The sequence below is a fragment of the Ruegeria sp. CDSA077 genome (assembly GCF_059612265.1).
In genome coordinates this window covers 102,436-122,775 of the sequence record NZ_JBXWQG010000008.1, presented here as the reverse complement: position 1 = coordinate 122,775, position 20,340 = coordinate 102,436, and the positions used below count along the sequence as shown (strand labels likewise).

General features: G+C 55.3%; 23 protein-coding genes and 1 tRNA gene. 9 read left to right on the top strand and 15 right to left on the bottom strand.

The window, feature by feature from the left end; genetic code table 11:
- Positions 1-4 precede the first annotated feature (4 nt).
- The 8 genes from AC2FLE_RS15490 to AC2FLE_RS15455 form a co-directional block, all read right to left on the bottom strand.
- Positions 5-3,220, bottom strand: coding sequence for a bifunctional DNA primase/polymerase (locus AC2FLE_RS15490; protein WP_496698112.1), 3,216 nt, complete (start codon positions 3,218-3,220; stop codon positions 5-7).
- 63 nt (positions 3,221-3,283) lie between these two features.
- Positions 3,284-3,427: a hypothetical protein gene (locus tag AC2FLE_RS15485; protein WP_496698111.1), complete on the bottom strand. Its 144-nt coding sequence runs from the start codon at positions 3,425-3,427 to the stop codon at positions 3,284-3,286.
- 300 nt (positions 3,428-3,727) lie between these two features.
- Complete coding sequence (locus AC2FLE_RS15480) at positions 3,728-4,102, bottom strand: hypothetical protein (RefSeq protein WP_496698110.1); 375 nt, start codon at positions 4,100-4,102, stop codon at positions 3,728-3,730.
- Between the two features lie 266 nt (positions 4,103-4,368).
- A complete protein-coding gene (locus AC2FLE_RS15475) occupies positions 4,369-4,563 on the bottom strand; it encodes a hypothetical protein (protein WP_496698109.1) in 195 nt (64 codons plus the stop codon).
- A gap of 174 nt (positions 4,564-4,737) precedes the next feature.
- Positions 4,738-5,235, bottom strand: a complete 498-nt coding sequence (locus AC2FLE_RS15470) for a hypothetical protein (RefSeq protein WP_496698108.1) — start codon at positions 5,233-5,235, stop codon at positions 4,738-4,740.
- Positions 5,235-5,759 carry a hypothetical protein gene (locus AC2FLE_RS15465; protein WP_496698107.1) on the bottom strand — a complete coding sequence of 175 codons (525 nt, stop codon included), beginning with the start codon at positions 5,757-5,759 and terminating at the stop codon, positions 5,235-5,237. Before AC2FLE_RS15465 ends, AC2FLE_RS15470 begins: the two co-directional genes overlap by 1 nt.
- A 237-nt stretch (positions 5,760-5,996) precedes the next feature.
- Complete coding sequence (locus AC2FLE_RS15460; protein ID WP_496698105.1) at positions 5,997-6,710, bottom strand: hypothetical protein; 714 nt, start codon at positions 6,708-6,710, stop codon at positions 5,997-5,999.
- A gap of 441 nt (positions 6,711-7,151) precedes the next feature.
- A tRNA-Thr gene (locus tag AC2FLE_RS15455) sits at positions 7,152-7,227 on the bottom strand.
- A gap of 499 nt (positions 7,228-7,726) precedes the next feature.
- Here AC2FLE_RS15455 and AC2FLE_RS15450 point away from each other — a divergent pair.
- The gene (locus AC2FLE_RS15450) at positions 7,727-8,284 is read left to right on the top strand and encodes a hypothetical protein (RefSeq protein WP_282022109.1); all 558 of its coding nucleotides are present in this window, start codon (positions 7,727-7,729) and stop codon (positions 8,282-8,284) included.
- Positions 8,285-8,306: 22 nt separating this feature from the next.
- On the opposite strand, the gene AC2FLE_RS15445 is transcribed toward AC2FLE_RS15450, so the two are convergent.
- Positions 8,307-8,573: a DUF2312 domain-containing protein gene (locus tag AC2FLE_RS15445; protein ID WP_142638157.1), complete on the bottom strand. Its 267-nt coding sequence runs from the start codon at positions 8,571-8,573 to the stop codon at positions 8,307-8,309.
- A 162-nt stretch (positions 8,574-8,735) separates the two neighbouring features.
- On the opposite strand from AC2FLE_RS15445, the gene AC2FLE_RS15440 reads away from it, so the two are divergent.
- Positions 8,736-8,954, top strand: a complete 219-nt coding sequence (locus tag AC2FLE_RS15440; protein ID WP_142638212.1) for a carboxymuconolactone decarboxylase family protein — start codon at positions 8,736-8,738, stop codon at positions 8,952-8,954.
- A 9-nt stretch (positions 8,955-8,963) separates the two neighbouring features.
- Here AC2FLE_RS15440 and AC2FLE_RS15435 read toward each other — a convergent pair whose 3' ends face one another.
- The gene (locus tag AC2FLE_RS15435) at positions 8,964-9,179 is read right to left on the bottom strand and encodes a hypothetical protein (protein ID WP_142638155.1); all 216 of its coding nucleotides are present in this window, start codon (positions 9,177-9,179) and stop codon (positions 8,964-8,966) included.
- A 246-nt stretch (positions 9,180-9,425) separates the two neighbouring features.
- Between AC2FLE_RS15435 and AC2FLE_RS15430 the strand changes: the two genes are divergently transcribed.
- Genes AC2FLE_RS15430 through AC2FLE_RS15415 form a run of 4 tightly spaced genes read left to right on the top strand, consistent with a single transcriptional unit; the run spans position 9,426 to position 11,619 of the window.
- Positions 9,426-10,289, top strand: coding sequence for an MBL fold metallo-hydrolase (locus AC2FLE_RS15430; protein ID WP_282022110.1), 864 nt, complete (start codon positions 9,426-9,428; stop codon positions 10,287-10,289).
- Positions 10,290-10,324: 35 nt separating this feature from the next.
- Complete coding sequence (locus tag AC2FLE_RS15425) at positions 10,325-10,747, top strand: YeeE/YedE family protein (protein ID WP_142638151.1); 423 nt, start codon at positions 10,325-10,327, stop codon at positions 10,745-10,747.
- Positions 10,747-11,178 (top strand): DUF6691 family protein, encoded by a 432-nt coding sequence (locus tag AC2FLE_RS15420; protein ID WP_496698102.1) that lies wholly within the window; start codon positions 10,747-10,749, stop codon positions 11,176-11,178. Before AC2FLE_RS15425 ends, AC2FLE_RS15420 begins: the two co-directional genes overlap by 1 nt.
- 9 nt (positions 11,179-11,187) lie before the next feature.
- Positions 11,188-11,619 (top strand): protein tyrosine phosphatase family protein, encoded by a 432-nt coding sequence (locus AC2FLE_RS15415; protein ID WP_281973226.1) that lies wholly within the window; start codon positions 11,188-11,190, stop codon positions 11,617-11,619.
- 8 nt (positions 11,620-11,627) lie between these two features.
- Here AC2FLE_RS15415 and AC2FLE_RS15410 read toward each other — a convergent pair whose 3' ends face one another.
- The 5 genes from AC2FLE_RS15410 to AC2FLE_RS15390 form a co-directional block, all read right to left on the bottom strand.
- Positions 11,628-12,719 (bottom strand): FliM/FliN family flagellar motor C-terminal domain-containing protein, encoded by a 1,092-nt coding sequence (locus AC2FLE_RS15410; RefSeq protein ID WP_496698101.1) that lies wholly within the window; start codon positions 12,717-12,719, stop codon positions 11,628-11,630.
- 77 nt (positions 12,720-12,796) lie between these two features.
- Entirely contained in the window at positions 12,797-15,475 is a 2,679-nt protein-coding gene (locus AC2FLE_RS15405) for an ATP-binding protein (protein WP_496698099.1), read from the bottom strand.
- Positions 15,475-15,777, bottom strand: a complete 303-nt coding sequence (locus AC2FLE_RS15400; RefSeq protein ID WP_496690133.1) for a hypothetical protein — start codon at positions 15,775-15,777, stop codon at positions 15,475-15,477. Before AC2FLE_RS15400 ends, AC2FLE_RS15405 begins: the two co-directional genes overlap by 1 nt.
- Complete coding sequence (locus AC2FLE_RS15395) at positions 15,774-16,154, bottom strand: response regulator transcription factor (protein WP_142638139.1); 381 nt, start codon at positions 16,152-16,154, stop codon at positions 15,774-15,776. Before AC2FLE_RS15395 ends, AC2FLE_RS15400 begins: the two co-directional genes overlap by 4 nt.
- A gap of 78 nt (positions 16,155-16,232) precedes the next feature.
- A complete protein-coding gene (locus tag AC2FLE_RS15390) occupies positions 16,233-17,528 on the bottom strand; it encodes a helix-turn-helix domain-containing protein (protein ID WP_496698097.1) in 1,296 nt (431 codons plus the stop codon).
- A 226-nt stretch (positions 17,529-17,754) separates the two neighbouring features.
- Here AC2FLE_RS15390 and AC2FLE_RS15385 point away from each other — a divergent pair, with 226 nt between their 5' ends.
- From AC2FLE_RS15385 to accC, 3 genes are all read left to right on the top strand, one after another.
- Positions 17,755-18,291 (top strand): helix-turn-helix domain-containing protein, encoded by a 537-nt coding sequence (locus tag AC2FLE_RS15385; protein WP_142638135.1) that lies wholly within the window; start codon positions 17,755-17,757, stop codon positions 18,289-18,291.
- Positions 18,292-18,443: 152 nt separating this feature from the next.
- Complete coding sequence (gene accB / locus AC2FLE_RS15380; protein WP_281995796.1) at positions 18,444-18,935, top strand: acetyl-CoA carboxylase biotin carboxyl carrier protein; 492 nt, start codon at positions 18,444-18,446, stop codon at positions 18,933-18,935.
- Positions 18,936-18,944: 9 nt separating this feature from the next.
- Entirely contained in the window at positions 18,945-20,294 is a 1,350-nt protein-coding gene (gene accC / locus AC2FLE_RS15375) for an acetyl-CoA carboxylase biotin carboxylase subunit (protein WP_496692843.1), read from the top strand.
- Positions 20,295-20,340 lie beyond the last annotated feature (46 nt).

Genomic DNA, 20,340 nt, shown 5'->3' with positions numbered 1-20,340 from the left:
CGCCTCAACCCGACAACAAATCCTTCCGTTTGATCCGGTACAGAATGCTGTTGCGATCAGTATCGGCCTTTTCGAGGATGTAGCGCCCCTGTTTCCGCTTATCTTCTTCGCGATCCGCTCCCAGTTCGCGGACGCTGCCGACCATTGACGCAATGAATTGGCGCAGCGCTGACTTAGCTTTGTCAGGGTAGATCACCCCGCCATCCTCTGTATGGGCATAACCCGTTCCCTTGAGGGCGATGGATTCCGCTTTCAAGGTATCCTTGATCGAAATGACACGGTGTTTCGCGAAAGGGTGGTCCTTTCGCTCTGTTCCCGTGCCTTCAAACTGCGGCGGCGCTTCTGTGCCCCAGACCCGGAACAGGGTTCCGTCCATGGTCTCGGGGGTGCCATGAAGCAATTCGATCAATGCGTCCATCAACTCGTCTTCCGGTGCCGCAGTATTAACGGTGCTGCGAAGCACATCCCGGTTTTCAAGGAAACCCATGATGCCCGCAGACTCAAGAATACCGCCAATGATCGCCGAATGACGCTCAAAGCCCCCAAGCGGCTTGCCACTCCATTCCTTACCCCCCTTCGCGATCCAGTTCTGAACGATGGTAAGAAAGCAATGCAGATACGTCCCGGCATTTGCTGCGACGTGTGTATCGTGATCGTATTTAAAGCCCGTCCGGTCCTCTGGATTTTCCACCTGAGGGTCCAGAACAATCAACAATACACGAGCCGCCAGTTCGGGGGAAAGAACGGTCTTGTTGCCGGTGAAGAGCCAAGTCGTATTTACCTTTGCATCCACCAACCCAGTAACGCCCAGCCGCCGCCCGGTGTAGCGGGGCCATGCCGTCATTGCCGATGCCAGTTCACCGAAATCCACCTTCCCGTCATCGCTCAAATTGTCGAAAAACGTAAACTGCTGGCCCGAATCCAGTGAAGCAACGACAGTCTTTTGCACTTCCGCCTTATTGTCCGGCAAGGACTGCGGCATAGCGTATGACAGGGTCGCCATGTAGGACACGCTGCTAAGGAGCTTGGTAGCGCCCGTGCGCGGCTTCATCTTGCGGCCAAGATGCCCCGGCGTCGCCCCTGCAATAAACGCACGGCACAGCGGCGTCAGACCCGCTGAAAGCGCATGACAGAAGGACGGTACGGGTTCGCCATTTTTTATGGCTGACTCCAGTTCTTCGCGGGACATGGCATCAAGCATGAAATCGCCCAGCACATCCACCAGACCGTCCACCGCCGCCTTAACTTCTTCCTCGGTCGGGCACGCGCTAACGCGCGGGACATCCACTCCTGCAATTGGCCGATAAACCACGCCACTAGGATGGTATCCCGGTTCCGTAATCAGCCGCATGTCAGGATCGAACGCAGGCGCACGAATGATATTGTGAAGCGGCGGGTACACTGTTTTATCCCGGTGGAACACGTTGTTTACGACGCCGTTGGGAGCCTCCACTGACTTATCTTCCCCGTAGAAGTCGATCCGGTCTTCCATCCGAGCCTTGAACCTGTCCTTTTTCACTTCTTCGATCTTATCAACGCCCTGTTCGTCTTCCCGGATTTCTGCGATGCGTCCGTTACTGTGAAACAGAGACGGCGCGTCACCTTGATCCGCCATGATGTCCGCAGCGGTATTGCATTGGTCGCGATAACCGGTCTCACCCAGATCGATACTCGGTCCTCTTTCGGTTCGCTTTTCTTTCTTCTGTTCCTTGTCCAGATCGGCCCAGAACTTATTCAGATTACGTTTTCCAAAATTGGTGTTCTTGACGATCACCGCGTTGACGTTGCCCCGCACAGCGAGGTCCACGCCTGCTTTGTGCATCTCCTTGAAGTATTCCCGAATGTCTTCCTCTGACGAGGATGTATCGAATTCTTCTGCGCGGGATTCGAAGTCCTGGCCCGCGTCCTCATCGACAACCTTCTGCTCGGCGATGAATTGGCGGGCCTGTTCAATCCGGCCTTCAAGGTAATCATCCGTGGCGTACCGGGTACCCGCCCGGTCATCAGCGCAATGGGCGGCAAGGATGGTTTCCGTCAAGGTGTCCAACAACGCTGACGCGTCAGCGTCCGGACCATGAGAGGAGAACCACGAATTCGCCGCGCTCAGAATCGGACCATCGAAACCGCTGCCGTCCTCGTGGTCGCCGATGGTGGAAAGGATGTTCTCAAATCCACTGACACCACTCCCCCCGCTGACGCGGGATGCGTTTGACTTACTATCTTGCCCTGTCTTGTCTTTGGTCTTGGTGGAGGCATTGCGCTTTGTCTCATCCTGCCGTGACTTGGTCGCATTGAACGCCTCTTGTTCCCAAGCCTCCGGTGCATGTACCACTTCGCGTTCCCACGGTGCGCAGCCGTCGGCCCAGCGATAGAATCCGCCCGTCTTATGCAATGAGGGTTCAACAATGATCTGGCCACCGAAGCCACGGACATCAATCTTGTTGGCAACAATGGAAGCTGTATTGCGAATATCAAGATCGGTCTTGAATACGATGTGATCGCCGCCCGACCCGCTGATTGACCGGACAGTCACCGGCAACGGCCCCAATTCCTCTTCCAACCGAGCCAGTTCGCCTTTGTCGTCCACGTCCAGAACCCAGTACCCTTGTGGGATTACAAATGAGACGTTCCGGGGAAATTTCGGCCTTTTGAAATCGAATACCTCCCCCTTGTCGTTCGGCGGATACTCCCCGTCACCAGACCATGCGGCAACGATGGCGGCATGTGACGTAGTCGCGCGGTTCTGCCATCCAGCACCAAGAGGTACCTTGCCGTCCTGCTGCCTCTTTCCGGCGGACTCTCCGGTGGCGTAGAAGCCGTATGCATCAACAACAGGCCATCCCAGTTCCGCATACCAAAGCGCATATGCCAGCGTCATTGCATTATGGTCAGCAACATCCGCGTAGTATTCGTGAACACGCCTCAGCCCAGCGGCAATAAGCGTCTGGCGTGCTTCCACCAATCCATCAAAGACCAGTTGTTCAGCCCGCTGGCGCGCGGTCTCAGCCCTCTTGGTGTGATACGGGCTGAACTTGTGCGGACCGCCGAAAAAGTGCTTGCGGGGCAACCTGTCGCGGGGAGCCATCCGAACCGGCATCGGTACAACATTATCTTCGCGGGCAATAGCGTCTTCCAGTTCGGGTTCAGGTACATTTTGACCACCCAGCGTGAATGGGTTGTCGTCCTCCATCTCAATTGTTGCAGACAGGTTTTCTTTCATTTGCTCGATATCTCCATTTTTTAGTTGCAGTTGCTTGGTGGCCCCTAACGGGGCCTGCCAAATTTATTGAGTCGCCTGCTCCAGAATGACGGTCAGCTCATCCCTCAACCGGGTCAGCCTCGCGGTGTTGTCCCGCGTCAGCGGCATCAGTCCCGCCTGCGCAATTTGGTCAGTCACTTGCACCAGTTTCTTTCCGTTCTCGTTCATACCAACTCTTCCTATGATTGTTATTTGCATCGTCAGGACACGACGACTGAATACTACGATCTACAGTTAGACGCAATGATGCTGCTATTTTTACTGTTTAATATCAATAGTTTACTTGAAGTTAGATTTAGACATGCATGCACAATCAAACTTCACTTGAAGTAAACTTTTAGGCGAGCAGTGGAGCAAGAATCGATGCAACCGCACAACACTCAAGTGTTCAGGCGCAGGGATTGACCTCAATTATGAAACAGTCTTTTTCTGTAATCGACTAATTTAACCGCGCATGGAGATGCGACCTTAGCAATCAAGTGTCATTGCCGGTCTATAAGTCGTCACGATGGCGCGCAGCAGACTCCAGAATCTCGCGTTTGGAACCCAGTCCGTAATCTCTTCACTGCCGTGAATCGTTCGCCCACCAGTAACCCACTGACCGGGCTTCCGCCGGGGGTCTCCGGTGACGTCACGATGGAACCCGGAATCTTGCATGATTTCAGCGAAATCACTGTCGATGAGCCGTGCGGAATCGCCGTCTACAATATCTTCAATCTTCTTGGCGACGTTTTGCGGCACTCTATACGCACCACGTCCTGTGTCGGCATCTTGAGCGAAGGTATTGCTACGGATGAGGCGTACCACTTCGCGCCGGAGCTTTGTACGCTCTGCATAGTTCATTTTCTGTATCTCGTTTTGTTTGGAGGTTGTCTGTGCGCCCCGGCCTCCCGATGACGCCGGGGCGCGATCACTTGCACGCCGCTCGGGGAAACGCGTGCAAGCTGTGACTCTATATTTTGGAGAATTTTACGGCCAAGATTTCCGATACCCGGCACTCTATTTCATGAAGTGAGGCCTTGAACCGCTTCTCACCCAGCCGCATGCGCTCAGCATGCCAAAGCAGAGCACGGGTAAGCGTGATTTTCATGGCACGCCTGCCCATGGCGTCACGCTGCGCGGCTGTGAGACCAGTTCGCAATTTCTTCGGCAAGACGCGCTTCCTCTTCTTTGAATTGATCACGCGTCCAGTTCTCGCGCTTTTCCAAAGCGACCCGGATTTTAGCGTCCCGGTCTCTTTTGCGCTCCTTCTGAGCTTTCGACAGGCGAGGTGCACCCGCAGTGAAATCGTCAAAGAAGCCCATTAGTGCCTCCGCTCTTCGCGCGCCTCAGAACGCGCGACACCAATACTGCATACTGAGCGGCGCTGATGGAGATGCTATTCAGGCGGCAAAAGTAGTTTCCACCTACCCTCACGAAGTGCTGTGTAACTGGTCCACCGGCTTGTCGAATGGCGCTTATGGTGCTTTCAAGCTCGGTCATTTCAGAAGTCCAAGAGATCGTGCACGTGAAATACGGGTAGCCGGGTTGAGCGACATAATCTGCCGGATCAGTGTCGCCTCTTCAGCCACTGACGTGGGCGCTGCGTCCGCCTTAGTAGGCGGATTGGTATCAAGTTTGAGTTCTCGCGCCTTTGAGATTCGTTCTGCGGGGCTAAGCCTATTGATTGCTTCAATCGCGGACTCCTGCCCGTTCTCGATGGCTGCCCTAAGCTCTTGCTGATGAAGTTGCTGCTTGATCGATTCAAGCGCCTTCAACTCAGAAAGCATCTGATCCATATCGTAGTGCGATGCAAGCACGGCAAGGCGCACGCTCGGCAAGCCAATGAGGTCATCATCAGACTCGATGGCCACACCAAGTTGCTGGGCAGCCGTGGTCGCTTGATCACGGATGGCCAGCCAACGGTCCCGGCTATTGCCGTCTGCGGCAATCATCGCTTTGAAATTTTCCATATTTTGGTCGTTTGGGTCGCTCATTACGCGGCCTCCCTATTACTGCTCATGATTGGCTCGAAGTGTCTTGCGTTCACCAACGAAAACGCGAAAGCAAACTGGGTGAAGTCTGGCAAATCCGCATCGTCACCAGTCGCGATGAAGCGACATATTCCCGGATGAAGGCAGAGTTTCAGATGCAGCGCATCGATGAACTGCCAAATCTCACTGCTGGCTGTAGAATTGTAGAGGCCAGCAGTGAACGCCCCCTGGCAACCCGCCAGCCTTTGCTTCTGGTCTTGGTCAAGCCAATTCTCGAAATCACGACAGACGGAAATAACGTCATCGCCGACGAACAGAGTGGTGTCCGCGGTGGCGACGTCCAACAGTCGTTGCACAGCGCCACCAGCGCGTTCACGCGCTGTCAGGGTCGGAAGCACAGCCGGAAGGGCATAGTGGAACGGCCTCTCGTTTCCAACGTGGGCAACGTTCTTGAGGCGCGCACACGCGGTGTTGCGGACAACGCCACATGCGCGCGCGTAGCCCTCTTGTGTAATCGTGATGGTCACTGCTTCCTCATTTTTCTGGGGGAAAGTGGTACTGCCCCCACCTTAATAACAGAAAATGCTTGACAGCGCGAATCCTCCGTCGAAAACGGGTCAAAGTGATTCGTGGTGGAAAAGAGGAAATGACTGGTAGGAAGAAAAATGAAAGGTTCGCTGACGCGGACCTTGAGGCACCATGCATTGATTGTAAGGGCGATCAGCGTAACCACGCCCCTAGGCACATTTGACGAGCAATTAGGCTCACCCTTTCTTGCAGTAATATAGGGCTACGTATGGCGGCATGTTGTTGTGCGGCATGTCTCCGCCGACATTGCCAACTGAAACGGTGATTGGTTGCCCCGAGAACTCAATCGACCGATCACTCCCATGTATATTCACCGTGGCTTTATCACCGCTGAAGTTCTTCGCCTGCAGAACATTGTTACCCGAAGCGATGCTGGCTGAATGCGTGTGGCTGGGAATTTGTTTGGCGTCCGTTAATCGAACACTTTCTTCCCCACCTTCAACACGAAGAGCATAGGTTCCGTCCTCGCCTGCGGAGGGATAAGCATCCGAGCCTAAGATAAACCGACCATCGGCTTGAACAAACCTTACCCAGCCTTCTGGGCATCCGCTACTCAGGCGATTCGACGACGATTTCTCATAGCTTCCGCCGTCGAAAGCCACCACCACGCCCTCTGGAAACTCTACCGCAAGAACTTGAGATTCCAGTTCAGCGTTCACAAGTTCCTTAATCTGATCGTGAGTGGGTATCAGCGTCGTCAATTCTGATCTGGGAACAACTTCCAATTGAGTAGCAATTCTCGGTTTCAGGACTGTCCAAGCACCAAGTGCAGCTAGAACAACAACACCAGCGCCCCCCGCTATCGCCCATCCAGCAACTTTCTTAGACATCTCCGCTCGAATGTCTTTCCGAAGTTTTTCAATCACTTCATTGGGAATATCTGCTGTCATATCGGTCTCCACAATCAAACAAGTTGGAATTCAAAATGCTAAATCAGTATAATCCGATATTCATTTTCACCAATACACTATGGCGCCCAACGCTTCCCTAAGGATAGTCAACCCCTCTGGCGCGTCTTGTAGTTCCTCAGATGCCCCTGCCCAGACACATTCCCTGTGATGCCTCGGATAACGTCATCGCTGCGCTGAGCGCGGTGCTGGCAGTCGACTTAAGGCGCGAGAGGGTCAACCTGCTTCAAGCTGTCAAACAGGTACTGTATGCCCGCAACCTCGCCATAGCTGCCATCAACGGAATCGTTGGTCACATGCTCAATCGAACGCCAAGTATATCTTTACAAGAGGCACGGGGGGATAACTGTCCATAGAAACGTCCATAGGAAAAGCGACGATTCCATCTAATTCATTGATATATAAAGATATACATGATGATAGTGGTGCCCCCACACGGACTCGAACCGCGGACCTACTGATTACAAATCAGTTGCTCTACCAGCTGAGCTATAGGGGCACTTGGTGTCGATTAATGCCTCTCGTTACGGACTTCAAGACAGAATTTTGCCGCCGCTTAACGATTTTCTGTATTCATGGCACTGGGTCTGGCCCAGAGATTTTACTCCGCCTAGTTTGACTGTACGGAGTACAGCCTGTAACCCAGCAGATAATGTGCACGAACGCGAGGGTAAAAACCGAATATGCAGGTTGCAATCCACGCAGGTGCTGCGTTCACCGATGAAGGTCTCGTATTGCGGTCCCTTCAACGCAACACCGGCGCGTTGCATCAAAATGGTGCATCCGTATTTGGCCCGCGCCGATATCGACAAATTTTCGAACCCGCCTTTGCTGCCATTGAAAACCAGGATGAAATCGGTGCCGCAATGGAAATGCTCCGGGATGGGTTGCGATCAGCTCCGAAGGTCGATCGTTTGATTTACTCATGCGCCAGCTTTGCAGGTGATGTTGGAAATGCACTGGACGACGGGCAGCTATACCCAAATGCGGGACGCCGAATGGAGTTGCTTGAAAAGTCCTTTCCTGACCACGAAATTGAGCTTTGTATGGGTTTTTTAAGCCCTGGCAGATTTATTCCCAAAGCTTTGATGTCGCTACCTGAACAGAGTCGCCTCGACAAAATGCGAAGTACCGATATCAGCTGCCTCAGCTGGATCAGCATGGTCGAGGACATCAGAGATCTTGCACCCAATGTCAAAATCACACTCTGGAGCAACGAGGACGCACCACTGATCTGGGGAGATATAATCCGTGCAATCGCGGCCCTTCCCTCGGACAACACGCTGGTTGATGAGTTTGATTTACTGCTGTCACTTCTAGACGATTCAGGCAAATCCAAAGGTCTGGCATTGATTGATCAAAGCCTGGAACAGGACGAACATTTGCGTGATGACCTTGCCACGGTTTTGGAGGAACACGCCAAAACCGAGCTCACAACAGAAGAGCTTGATCTGCCAGATTGGAGCATGGAAATCGTCGACGCGTTTGCAGAATTATATGCGCAGGACATGGACCGACTTGAGTCCATGCCCGGAGTGCAGGTTCTAAAACCTTGAGTCTATAGCGGGAAAGCAGCCGTTACATTCCCAACGCTTCCTTGTACATTTCCAACACCGCCTCTTCCTCGGCGATGTCGTCTTTGTCACGTTTGCGCAATGCGATCACTTTCCGCATGACCTTGGTGTCGTAGCCCCGCGCTTTTGCCTCGGCCATCACTTCTTTTTGTTGCTCCGCCAAATCTTTCTTTTCCGCATCCAGACGCTCGATCCGTTCGATGAACTGGCGCAACTCACCCGCGGTTACACGGTAATTCGCGGCGGCCTGATCTTCGGTATTCTCTTCCATCTAAGTCTCTCCCAGAGGCTGGTTTGTCATGCTGAAAAGGTGGGCAACAAGCGGGATACATCGGTGCGAGCCAAGCCGCAAGCATGCAAAAAACCAGTCTCGCTTGTGCGGGCCAGCGCGATCAGTTAAGCGCTCAGGTCAGACGCTGAAAAATGGAAAACGATGTTCGAATTCATCACCTGGGGCGGTGCCGCCCTGTCACTTATCGGCCTGGCTGGGCTGGTTTGGTGCATTCTGCACGTAATGAAAGCGCGCAAATCCGGCCTGTCTGACGATGAACTGCGCGCCGTTGTTCAACGGGTGCTGCCCTGGAACATGGGCGCGCTCTTTTTGTCGGTGATAGGTCTTATGCTGGTTATACTTGGAATCTCGTTCGGTTGACTGCGGCTATCAAACCGGCAGATTGTCGAAACGCGCTTCCATAACGTCCTCGCACAGGGCCGCATCCAGACGGCGCAGGCGCGCAGGAACCTCAACACCCTGCAGACGCATCTTCTCGATGACCTTTGTGACACTCGGCTGAAGGGCAAGGCGGGTATCAACACTGGCGCCCTTCAGTTTTTTCTCAAGTTGTTCGGCTTCGGAATACAAATCGATTCTCGGCATATCCATCCTCCCAAATGTCATCAGTTACCTATAATTTAGTAACGGTTTTAAGACTTACATCACTCTGTTATTCTATCGCGCGAATATTCGCCCGACCGCCCCCTAATATCGGCGCGCTTTCGCAGGATGCCAGAATTTTAGCCCAACTTTGCCGCTTCTGCCTTGACCGGCATCAAATCACCAAATGTTGATTGCTTCACATTCCGTTATTAATATATGACTAAGACCTAACCGGCGGAGGAAACCATGACGCCCAAAGTGAAAGCATTTTTTGACGCCGAGACATTCACGGTGTCTTATCTGGTTCAGGATCCTGAAGGCGATGCCTGCGCGATCATAGATAGTGTTCTGGATTTCGATCACGCATCCGGCCGGACCAATACGCGATCTGCGGATGAGATCATCGGATATGTCCAATCCAATTCGTTGCGAACCGAATGGATTCTGGAAAGCCATGTCCATGCCGACCACCTTTCAGCAGCCCCCTATTTGCAGCAGAAACTCGGAGGCAAGATTGGCATCGGTGATCAAATCGTCGCCATCCAGGAAACTTTCGGGAAAATTTTCAACGAGGGTACCGAGTTTCAGCGCGATGGTAGCCAGTTCGACGCCTTGTTCCGCGACGGCGACGGATTTCATGTCGGCCAAATGAGAGGGGACGTCTTGCACACCCCCGGGCATACGCCCGCCTGCATGACCTATGTCATCGGCGACGCGGCATTTGTCGGAGACACGCTGTTCATGCCGGATTTTGGCACCGCGCGATGCGACTTTCCCGGCGGATCGTCCGGAGATTTGTACAACTCGATCCAGAGGATCCTTTCACTGCCGGATGCGACACGCATCTTTGTCGGGCATGACTACAAAGCTCCTGGGCGGGACGAGTTTGCGTGGGAAACAACTGTTGAAGAGCAAAAAGCCTTGAACGTGCATATCGGGCAAGGTCGACCTATCGAGGAATTCGTTGAAATGCGCGACGCCCGCGATGCCACTTTGGCCATGCCGCGGCTGATCCTGCCCTCTTTACAAGTCAATATGCGGGCGGGTCAGATGCCGCCTGAGGATGAGAATGGCGACGTATTCCTGAAACTACCAGTGAACAAACTTTAGACGGCTAGTGCCGAACTTCTTGGGGGAACAAATCAGTGTATTCAGAATGGATATGGGGACTGGTAGGCGGCTTGTTGATTGGTCTTGGCGCAGCAGTTTACCTGCTTGGAAACGGTCGTGTAATGGGGGCGAGTGGTATCCTGGGAGGGCTTGTCGATCGCTCTGACCGCTCGGCCGAGCGGCTGTATTTCCTCGCTGGGATGATTGGGACGCCGTTGATGCTAAGCCTGTTTTTGTCGCCGGGGCCGCAGACAAACCTGACCTCGAATTTGACGGTTGTGATCGGGGCTGGGCTGCTTGTCGGTATCGGGACACGAATTGCCAACGGGTGCACCTCTGGACATGGGGTGTGCGGCATTTCCCGGTTTTCGGTGCGCGGGATCGTGGCAACGATCCTTTACATTGCGGCCGGGGCAGTGACGCTGGCCTTATTTCGCCATGTCTGGGGGTTGATCTGATGCGCAATCTGATATCGCTTCTTTCGGGCTCCTTGTTCGGAGCAGGCCTATTGATTTCCGGCATGACTGACACAACCAAGGTTCAGGGGTGGCTGGATATTTTCGGCAACTGGGATCCGACACTCGCATTTGTGATGGGGGGAGCCATTGTGCCCATGATGATCGCATGGAGGCTGGTTCCAGATCGCAAACCGCTGTCGGGTGGGAAATTCCCGACGATGGTTCAGCATGAACTGGATCGCCGCCTTATCATCGGATCGGTCATGTTTGGCATGGGATGGGGATTAGCGGGACTGTGTCCCGGTCCAGCCATCGCGTCTCTTACGTATGGCGGAACCGGAGGCGTTGTGTTTCTGGTTTCCATGCTCGCAGGGATGTATGCCGCTCCTGCCGTAGGTGCAAAACTGGACAGAACCGTAAACGCGACCTAAGCAGTAGCCATGGAGATTCGACCGATAACCCCCCGCTATGCCGTCTCGCCGCAAATTTCGGTCGAGGATGTTCCCACTATTGTCGAGGCAGGCTTTGTCAAAGTGATCTGCAACCGGCCGAACAGCGAAGTTCCCAAGGATCTCCAGTCAGATGCTATCGGACAGGCCGTGCGTGCTGCCGGGTTGGAATACGAAGTGTTAGAGCTGACGCATCAGACCATGACGCCCGAAAACGTCTCCTTGCAACGTGACCTGGCAGAATCCTGTGCCGGTCCGGTTCTCGCATATTGTGCATCGGGCACGCGTTGTTCTGTGATCTGGGCATTGGGGCAGTGCGAAAGCATGAGCACCGAAGACATCCTTCAGGCGACGACCAAGGCAGGCTATGCGTTGGACAACCTGCGTCCAACCTTGGAAGAAATACGCAGATCAGTGACTTGAGCCGTCTGCTAACTGCCTTTCAGCGCGCTTTCATCCCCAGATAAACCAGCCAGTTGAGATATCTCGGCAACCATGTGTTCCGAATTCTCGAGGTTCAATTCTGTCCCCTCTTGGCCCAGCGCGCCGGGGGAAAATGGCATTATTTCCTGCCCGTGTTCGGTTGGCCCCTCTTCGTGTATACTGGCTGAACTCGCCTCAAGGAACTCATTCGCTTCGGGCTGGGAAAGTGTCTGTGTTTGGTAGGTTTCGTTCAGGCGCACCGCACGCAGCCCTCCGCATTGGCCGAGCCGTCCGATCGCGGCCCGGCTGCGGTCGATCGCCACAATCTCGGTACGATCCAGCCGCGCCCCGATCAATGGCAACACATCCCCCACCGCCAGTTCTGTCAGCGTCGCCAGGGACAAGGGCATCCGGCAGACCACCGTATTCAAATCTGCCCTCAACACGCCCGATGCCTGATCAAGCCTGCCCTCTGGCTCATCATGAATCACCTCCGTCTCGGCCGTTTCAGCCGGTCGGATGGGCAACAGTACTGAAAGCTGACCTTGTCTCAGCCCACCGCCAAGTTCGACTGTCAGTTCAAAAACTCGGTATTCCTCTTCCACCATCGCCAGGCTCAAAGTCCGCAGATCCGCAAGGCGCGAAGCATATTCAAAACCGATCAGGCACATGCGGTCACTCGCCGTTTCGACAAGTGATGCCGCGCGAGACAGCCCCTCTTCGATCCAAGGGGACACCATGGCCGCGTCCGTATCGGTGAACCCCCGCGCAGAAGGCGCTCCCGGCATCACCTCGCCTATTGTCTGAGCCTGCACGACAGACGACACTAACCCTATATCCATACAGATCGCAGCCAAGCTGCTGTCAGAGCCTGAAAAGAGCAGCAATATCCATTCCTCATCCAAAGATTGTGTCAGCCCACCTGGTGGCCGACAGGATTGTTTGGCGCCGATAACCGACAACGGCATCTGCAAACGATCTTCTGCCGCCCGAGCAAAAGCCAGACGCAGCGCACGTAGGATCGAGCGAGGCTTGTCACCCTTTTCCTCCTGACTGATCGAAAGCTTGCGCGCCAGAGCCGCGCTGACAGATTGCGTCATGCCTAAAACCGCTGATTGTTCCTACATTCTCTTTCAGGTCTAACCCGGCGATAGTTACCAACCTGTTTATACAGCCGTCACTGCGCAGCCTGTCGGTAGGCCTGTGGCAGCCTGACCCGGAACGCAGCCCCACCATGGCCGGGCAAGTAGCTGATATCGCCCTCCAGTCTTTGCATAATCTCACGGCAGATCGCTAATCCCAGCCCCGCACCACCTGCCTTGTCGCCTCCGACGCGGGCAAATTTCTCAAAAACCATCTGCCGGGCATCTGGAGGAATGCCAGTGCCGTTATCAGCAAAATCAATGACGACCTGTCCACCGACATCATGCGCGGAAATCGTCAGAACCGGTTCTTTGGCATCACAATATTTCTGAGCGTTCGAAATCAGGTTGATAAACACCTGCCCCAGACGGTCCAAATCCGTATGCAGGAGAACGCGTTCGGAGGTTTTAGACCGCCGAACGGCCAGTCTTTGGCTGTTTCCAGCCAAGGCGCTGGACACGGCACGGTCCAAGACCGACCGCAGGGTGTCACCGCTCTTGTTCAAATTGACTCGTCCACTTTCCAGAACGCTCAGGTCCAGCAAGTCATCCAGCAGCCGTGTCAACCGAAGCGCCTCGTCATGGATGATGGCAGCGTAACGCGTTCTCTCTTCGCTGGTCAGACCTTCGGTATCCCGCATGATCTCGGAAAATGCCCGGATCGAGGTCATGGGGGTTCGCAATTCGTGGCTGACCTGGCTAAGGAACCCGTCCTTTTGTTCGGAAATCTGGGTCAGTTTGGTGTTTGCTTCACGTAACTGACGCGCCGTACGGCTGAGTTCAGCGGATTTCGCTTCCAGTTGGCTGGAGTATTCCAACATCTGCGCGGATTCGTCGGCCACAGCGAGCAAATCCTCGACCGAAACGGAGGAACCACCAACAATCTGCCCGATCATCGCATGCGCTGTCGCCGCCCCGACCGAGCCGCTGAGTTCACGTTCCAACCGCTCCAAAAACCCAGGCGTAGGTTCGGGCAGGCTGGAACGCCCACCCTGCTGTTCCGCCTGCGCCTGAAAGAACTCTTGCGCCGGACCTGCGCCCAAAATGCGCTGGGTCATGATCATCAGGTCTTCGCTTTGCGCTACCGATCCGGTCCAACCGCGCAGCGCGACCGAATGGTCGAATACGTTGACGAATTGCGCCCCTTGCAAACGTTCGAGCGGGCTTGGAAAACTCAGCAAAGAGGCCGCGCAAAATGCCAATGTGTTCAGAGAAAGCGACCATAACACCGCGTGCACCATCGGGTCCATTCCGTCGATTCCGAACAGGGCCTGCGGGCGCAACCAGCCCCATCCGAACGGCCCGTTCTGCAAGACGCTATCCGACATAATCGCGCTACCCATTCCCGGCAACAAAAGCGTGTAGATCCACAACAAGAATCCCACAGTCAGTCCGATCAGAGCCCCTGTTCGCGTCGCCCCGCGCCAGAACAGCCCGCCAACCAGCGAAGGCAAAATCTGGGAAATCCCGGCAAAGGCCACCAGACCAATCGAGGCCAGCGCGGCCCCGCCGCCGGAAATGCGGTAATACGAGAACCCAAGCACCATGATCACGGCGATTGAAATCCGCCGCGACAGCAAAACCACATTGCGGACATCACCGGATACGGCGCCAGCGCCCTCCTGCCGGCTAAACCAGATCGGCATCACGACGTGATTTGACACCATGGTCGATAGGGCCATTGCCGTGACAATCACCATCGATGTGGCGGATGAAAAGCCGCCAATAAAGGACAGCATCGCCAGCCATTCATTGCCCTGCGACAGGGGCACCGTCAGCACGAACAGATCCGGATTCGATCCTTCGGGCAAAAGGTCCAATCCTACGACCGCGATTGGCACGACAAAGAGACTCATCAACAGCAGATACAGGGGGAAGGCCCATGCGGCTGTCCTCAGATGCCCTTCATCGGCGTTCTCGACCACCATCACCTGAAACATCCTCGGCAGACACACAAAGGCCGCAGCCGATAGAAATACAAACGTGGTCCAGCGTCCGGCATTCACATTCCACTGCCCGATCTCAGAGGCATCGATGCGGTCCATCATCGGACCGACTCCTCCGGCTATACCCCAGACAACGAAAATGCCCACGGCCAGCAGCGCAAAGAGTTTAACGACAGATTCCAATGCGATGGCTGTGACAACGCCATGATGGCGTTCGTTGGCATCCAGATTGCGGGTACCGAACAGAATGGCGAAAACCGCCAGCCCCGCCGCAACCCAGAACACACTGGACCCTTCGCGGTAAAGACCGCTTGGGTCGGCCTCGGCAAAGATTGAGAATGACAGCGTAATGGATTGAAGTTGCAGCGCAATATAGGGCGTCCCGCCCAACACGGCCAGAATTGTGACGCAAATCGCCAGAGTGTTCGACTTGCCATAGCGAGACGAAATCAGGTCAGCGATTGAGGTCACCCTCTGGCTGCGGCCAACCCGAACCAGCTTGCGCAATCCCCACCACCAACAGATCATGACCAGCGTGGGGCCCAGATAGATCGTTACGAACTCCAGCCCCGACCGGGCGGCGTTCCCTACCGCGCCATAAAAGGTCCAGGCGGTACAATAGATCGACAGCGACAGCGTGTAGATCAACGGAGATCGCAGCCACGCCCCCCTGCCCGCCGCGGCCATTCTGTCGGCGGCAAATGCGACGCTGAACAACAGCACCACATAGCCCAAACAAACCAGGATCAGCACGTTCAGCGTTGCCATCAGTCTTGACCTGGCTCGGAATCATCGCCGGTTGATATGCGTCTTGCGGCGAACCCAAAGAGAACGCTGGCAACGATCAAAACCGCCCAGCATGTGAAGATATAGAGAATCGCAGAAGACAGCGGCACCCCGTCCGCTGCATCGCCCCCACGCGGCCACAGCAACGGAATCGCAATCAGCGCGCCCCCCAGAATGGGCAGCAATCGGGCGGCGTCGGTCAGCCTGCGTCGGCGGTAACTTTGACGTTCAAGAAACAGCGACGGCCGCGCACCAGATGGTTGGCGGTCGTCCTGCATGCTCATGACCGCGAGGCCTGCGCGTGCAAATCGCGGACGGCGGTCAGAACTTCGGCATTGGAAAACGGCTTTGTCATGAACCGGCTGACCCCTGCATTCTCGGCCATCTCACGATCTTTCGATTGGCCACGAGCCGTTAGCATCAGAACCGGAAGATTTCGCAGTTCTTCGAGTTCGCGCAAGTCGCGCAAAATCTCCATCCCGCTTTTGCCCGGCAGCATCACATCCAGAATCACAAGATCCGGCTTCGCGCCCTGTATCACCAGCAGCGCATCCGTCCCTTCAGCATGCGTTTCAACCTGCCATCCCTCGCGGGTCAGCAAAAACCGAATGGCTTCAGCAATGTTCGGCTCATCCTCGATCAACAGAACCTTTCGGCTCATATATTTCATTCCTCCCCGAGACGGGCTGCACCACTGTCAACCTGTCCGAAACAGCTTATGCGCAGTGTCACGAAACTGTCAAAAACCTTCGCTCAGAATCGAGGGCTCTCGGCGCGATTCACAGTCCTTATTGGGGCAGACCCGGCAACTTGGGCCAACATGGGCAACCGCCTGACTGCCCTGAGGGCTTTCTTCGACGGATCGAACCAGCATGACAGAACGATAAACCGGCGCATCGTCATAGCCGGAAATGGATTGCGGCCAGGCATAGGCATAACAATCGAATTCCGCAGCCGTTCGCCCCAACTGGACGATCCGTTTTCGGATCGGAACCAGCGGCCGGTTCAGCGCCTGAAACAGCGGCCACAGAGGACACGCCTCGCCGAATCTGGGCATGGCAAAACCGGGCACCGATTTGCTGAACAAAATGCTGCCCGAGGCATCACAAATCACCAGCCCGGTCGGGCGCGACAAATACCCTTTAGGCAAGGCGGCCAGCCGCCTCAGTACGCTGGCAACGTCGACTGAATACTCTGCTGCCAAAAGCAAAGGATCTGTAACTCCCCGATCCAAAGCCCCTTTGAGCGCATCCAGAGGCAAAAGCCGAGCGTCGGATTCGTAGACGTCCAGAATATCCCGCGCCACTTTTCGCGCGGCAGAGGAATCAATCTCATTCAGATTAACATCTGCGCTTCCGCCTCCGGATTCGATTTCCGGGAAATGGTGATCATGCCTGTCAAAAAATGCTTCGACATCTTCCAGAGGGACCCCGCGACGATCCTCGGCCCCCTCGGAATCATCCAGATAGGCCACCAGCGATTTGGAGCTATCGGCCAGGCGTTCGGCATCCTGGTGCAGGTTCCGGTGGAATCGGTCTTGCCACTCGGGTTCAATCTCTTGCGTTTCAGCAAGAATGGCAGCGGTGGAACGAATCGCGGCGGCTGTCGAAAGGACCTCGTGCATGGATGCCGCCAGATGCGGATCGTGGGTCAAACGATCCGACAGGGTTTCAATCGTTCGCTCTAACGACACCACTCGGCTGTGCATTTGCGCCAAAACGCCCGCCCACCCTGGAAACCTACTTGCGAATTCCTCAAGCCCGTCCACTTCGGCTTTCTGGCCAACTGCATCTGCCGCAGCCTCGCGCAGCGCAGAAATCAGCGTCGCCTCGATCCCCTGGGTTAGCACCGAAGGCTCAACGGTCAGAGCCGCAGCGATATCCACCAGCAGCTTTCCTCCGATCCTGCGGCGGTTATGCTCGATCAGGTTCAGATAGGATGCCGAGATTCCAACCTGCCGTGCAAGCTGGGCCTGACGCAATCCTGCGATCTGCCGCCTTTCGCGAATACGGCTGCCTGTTAACGTGTCCCGCAAAAATTTCCTCTTTTTCCGCTGGCTCCTTTGGTCAACCTCAGAAGCATTTTCAAAACTATTATTTAAATATAAGTCTTTAGCAATTAATTTTCTTGAGCAATTTACTTTCTTCACAAACGCATCCCGCAATTCCAAACACCCGGTCCACGGTGTAACCCATTTGCATATTTCGAAAATCACAGGCCTTCCCCTTCTATTTTCGGCAAAACACCTGCACCATGGACATATGAGCGACCCAGCCTTTGAATATGCGCCGATCGGATTGGTCGAGTTGGAGAACCGCGTGATCCGCCGGTGTAATCTGCAGTTCGCACGCACTTTCGGCGGTGAAGAGGCCGATTACCGCAACATGCCCCTGCTACACCTCTATCCTTCTGTCGCAGATTGGGAACGTATCGGCGCACGGAGCCTGCAAATCATGCGCGACACCGGATATTATACGGATGAGAGGGTCATGCGTCGCCGCGATAGCGACTTATTCTGGTGCCGCGCGCGTGGACGTTCGCTAACGCCTGAAGATCCATTCCGCCATGGCATCTGGAGTTTTTCGGATATTTCCGAGGAACGCCCTTTGGTCGAGCTAACCAGCCGTGAGCGCGAGGTTGCCATTCTGTCCTGCAAGGGCTTGTCGGCCAAGGAAATCGGTGCGGAACTAAACCTGAGCTATCGTACAATCGAAGCCTACCGTGCGCGGCTGCTCGAAAAATTCGGGGCACGTAAACTGCCTGAACTGGTTGCGAAACTCTCCGGAATGCCGCTGTAACGCTGTTTACCACTGGTAATCTTCAGCAAAACCCCCATCTGACAGGCCGAGACTGTGCTTTTCATGGCCGTACGCTTAGCTTATAACGCTGCGTAATCAGACCAAAGCCCGCGCGAAACAGACGGGCCAAAGGGGAACCGTCGAGGACACTCATGACAGATACCAAACACGAAGCGGATGTGGCGTTTATCAAGGCACTGGCCGAACTGCTGCGGGAAAACGACCTGACCGAGTTGCAGGTAAAGCGTGATTATGGCGAAGATGACAGCCTGAACGTACGTGTTAGCCGCATGTCACCCGTCGCCGCTCCGGTCCAGGTTGCGGTCCCGGCGGCCGCGCCAGCCGCAGCCCCGGCAGCCGCACCTGCAGCAGCTGAAGCACCCGCAGCAAGTGACGATCCAGCCAGCCATCCGGGCGCTGTGACTTCGCCCATGGTCGGCACCGTGTACATGCAGCCCGAGCCGGGTGCGCCGTCCTTCATCTCCGTCGGTGCCAGTGTTTCCGAAGGCGACACGCTGCTGATCGTCGAAGCGATGAAAACCATGAACCACATCCACGCGCCTAAATCCGGCACTATCAAGCGTATTTTGGTGGGTGATGGCGATGCTGTGGAATTCGGCACTCCTCTGGTCATTGTTGAGTAAGGCGGCCCCATGTTCGACAAGATCCTGATTGCCAACCGAGGCGAGATCGCCCTGCGCGTCATCCGCGCCGCCCGCGAGATGGGGATTAAGACAGTCGCCGTCCATTCAACCGCAGACAGTGACGCGATGCATGTACGCATGGCGGACGAATCGGTCTGCATCGGCCCCCCGCCCAGCCCACAAAGCTATCTGTCGGTGCCTGCGATCATCTCAGCCTGCGAGATCACTGGCGCTCAGGCGATCCACCCGGGCTACGGCTTTTTGTCTGAAAATGCCGAGTTTGTGCAGATCGTCGAAGATCACGACATCACCTTCATTGGCCCCACCGCTGAGCATATCCGCGTGATGGGGGACAAGATCACAGCCAAGGACACGATGAAAGCCTTGGGCGTTCCCTGTGTGCCTGGTTCAGATGGTGGCGTGCCGGATCTGGCCGCAGCCAAGCGGATCGGTGAAGAATTCGGCTATCCTGTCATCATCAAGGCCACCGCCGGTGGCGGCGGACGCGGCATGAAAGTCGCGATGAGTGCGGATGAGATGGAAAGCGCCTTTATGACCGCGCGCGCCGAAGGCAAAGCCGCATTTGGTAATGACGAGGTCTATATTGAGAAATACCTGACCACACCGCGCCACATCGAGATTCAGGTCTTTGGCGATGGCAAGGGCCAAGCGGTTCATCTGGGCGAGCGCGACTGTTCCCTGCAGCGCCGCCACCAAAAGGTATTCGAAGAGGCACCCGGCCCCTGCATCACCCCCGAAGAGCGCGCAAGGATCGGTAAGGTCTGTGCCGATGCGGTTGCCAAGATCAACTATATCGGTGCAGGTACGATCGAATTTCTGTACGAAAATGGCGACTTCTTTTTCATCGAGATGAACACCCGCCTACAGGTCGAACACCCGGTCACTGAGGGCATCTTTGGCGTAGATCTGGTGCGCGAACAAATCCGCGTTGCGGCTGGTCAGCCAATGTCATTCGGTCAGGATGATCTGAAAATCAATGGTCACGCTATCGAGGTTCGGATCAACGCCGAGAAATTGCCAAACTTCTCACCCTGCCCCGGAAAAATCTCGGCCTACCATGCGCCGGGCGGTCTGGGTGTGCGGATGGATTCAGCGTTGTATGACGGGTACACGATCCCGCCCTACTACGACTCACTGATCGCCAAACTGATCGTGCAGGGCCGCGACCGACCCGAAGCACTAGCCCGTCTGGAACGCGCATTGGGAGAGTTGATCGTGGACGGAATCGACACGACGGTTCCCTTGTTCCACGCGCTGCTGCAAGAAAGTGACGTCCAAAGCGGTGATTATAACATCCACTGGCTGGAGCACTGGCTTGCGGAGAATATGGCCGACTAACTCTGCTGGGTCGGAAGGTTACCGCTTTCCGACCCTGAGGCGCCTG

Coding starts and splice junctions, on each gene's coding strand:
- AC2FLE_RS15490 (WP_496698112.1), bottom strand. CDS start 3,220: ATGAAAGAAAACCTGTCTGCAACAATTGAGATGGAGGACGACAACCCA.
- AC2FLE_RS15485 (WP_496698111.1), bottom strand. CDS start 3,427: ATGAACGAGAACGGAAAGAAACTGGTGCAAGTGACTGACCAAATTGCG.
- AC2FLE_RS15480 (WP_496698110.1), bottom strand. CDS start 4,102: ATGAACTATGCAGAGCGTACAAAGCTCCGGCGCGAAGTGGTACGCCTC.
- AC2FLE_RS15475 (WP_496698109.1), bottom strand. CDS start 4,563: ATGGGCTTCTTTGACGATTTCACTGCGGGTGCACCTCGCCTGTCGAAA.
- AC2FLE_RS15470 (WP_496698108.1), bottom strand. CDS start 5,235: ATGAGCGACCCAAACGACCAAAATATGGAAAATTTCAAAGCGATGATT.
- AC2FLE_RS15460 (WP_496698105.1), bottom strand. CDS start 6,710: ATGACAGCAGATATTCCCAATGAAGTGATTGAAAAACTTCGGAAAGAC.
- AC2FLE_RS15450 (WP_282022109.1), top strand. CDS start 7,727: ATGGAGTTGCTTGAAAAGTCCTTTCCTGACCACGAAATTGAGCTTTGT.
- AC2FLE_RS15445 (WP_142638157.1), bottom strand. CDS start 8,573: ATGGAAGAGAATACCGAAGATCAGGCCGCCGCGAATTACCGTGTAACC.
- AC2FLE_RS15440 (WP_142638212.1), top strand. CDS start 8,736: ATGTTCGAATTCATCACCTGGGGCGGTGCCGCCCTGTCACTTATCGGC.
- AC2FLE_RS15435 (WP_142638155.1), bottom strand. CDS start 9,179: ATGCCGAGAATCGATTTGTATTCCGAAGCCGAACAACTTGAGAAAAAA.
- AC2FLE_RS15430 (WP_282022110.1), top strand. CDS start 9,426: ATGACGCCCAAAGTGAAAGCATTTTTTGACGCCGAGACATTCACGGTG.
- AC2FLE_RS15420 (WP_496698102.1), top strand. CDS start 10,747: ATGCGCAATCTGATATCGCTTCTTTCGGGCTCCTTGTTCGGAGCAGGC.
- AC2FLE_RS15415 (WP_281973226.1), top strand. CDS start 11,188: ATGGAGATTCGACCGATAACCCCCCGCTATGCCGTCTCGCCGCAAATT.
- AC2FLE_RS15410 (WP_496698101.1), bottom strand. CDS start 12,719: ATGACGCAATCTGTCAGCGCGGCTCTGGCGCGCAAGCTTTCGATCAGT.
- AC2FLE_RS15405 (WP_496698099.1), bottom strand. CDS start 15,475: ATGGCAACGCTGAACGTGCTGATCCTGGTTTGTTTGGGCTATGTGGTG.
- AC2FLE_RS15400 (WP_496690133.1), bottom strand. CDS start 15,777: ATGAGCATGCAGGACGACCGCCAACCATCTGGTGCGCGGCCGTCGCTG.
- AC2FLE_RS15395 (WP_142638139.1), bottom strand. CDS start 16,154: ATGAGCCGAAAGGTTCTGTTGATCGAGGATGAGCCGAACATTGCTGAA.
- AC2FLE_RS15385 (WP_142638135.1), top strand. CDS start 17,755: ATGAGCGACCCAGCCTTTGAATATGCGCCGATCGGATTGGTCGAGTTG.
- accB (WP_281995796.1), top strand. CDS start 18,444: ATGACAGATACCAAACACGAAGCGGATGTGGCGTTTATCAAGGCACTG.
- accC (WP_496692843.1), top strand. CDS start 18,945: ATGTTCGACAAGATCCTGATTGCCAACCGAGGCGAGATCGCCCTGCGC.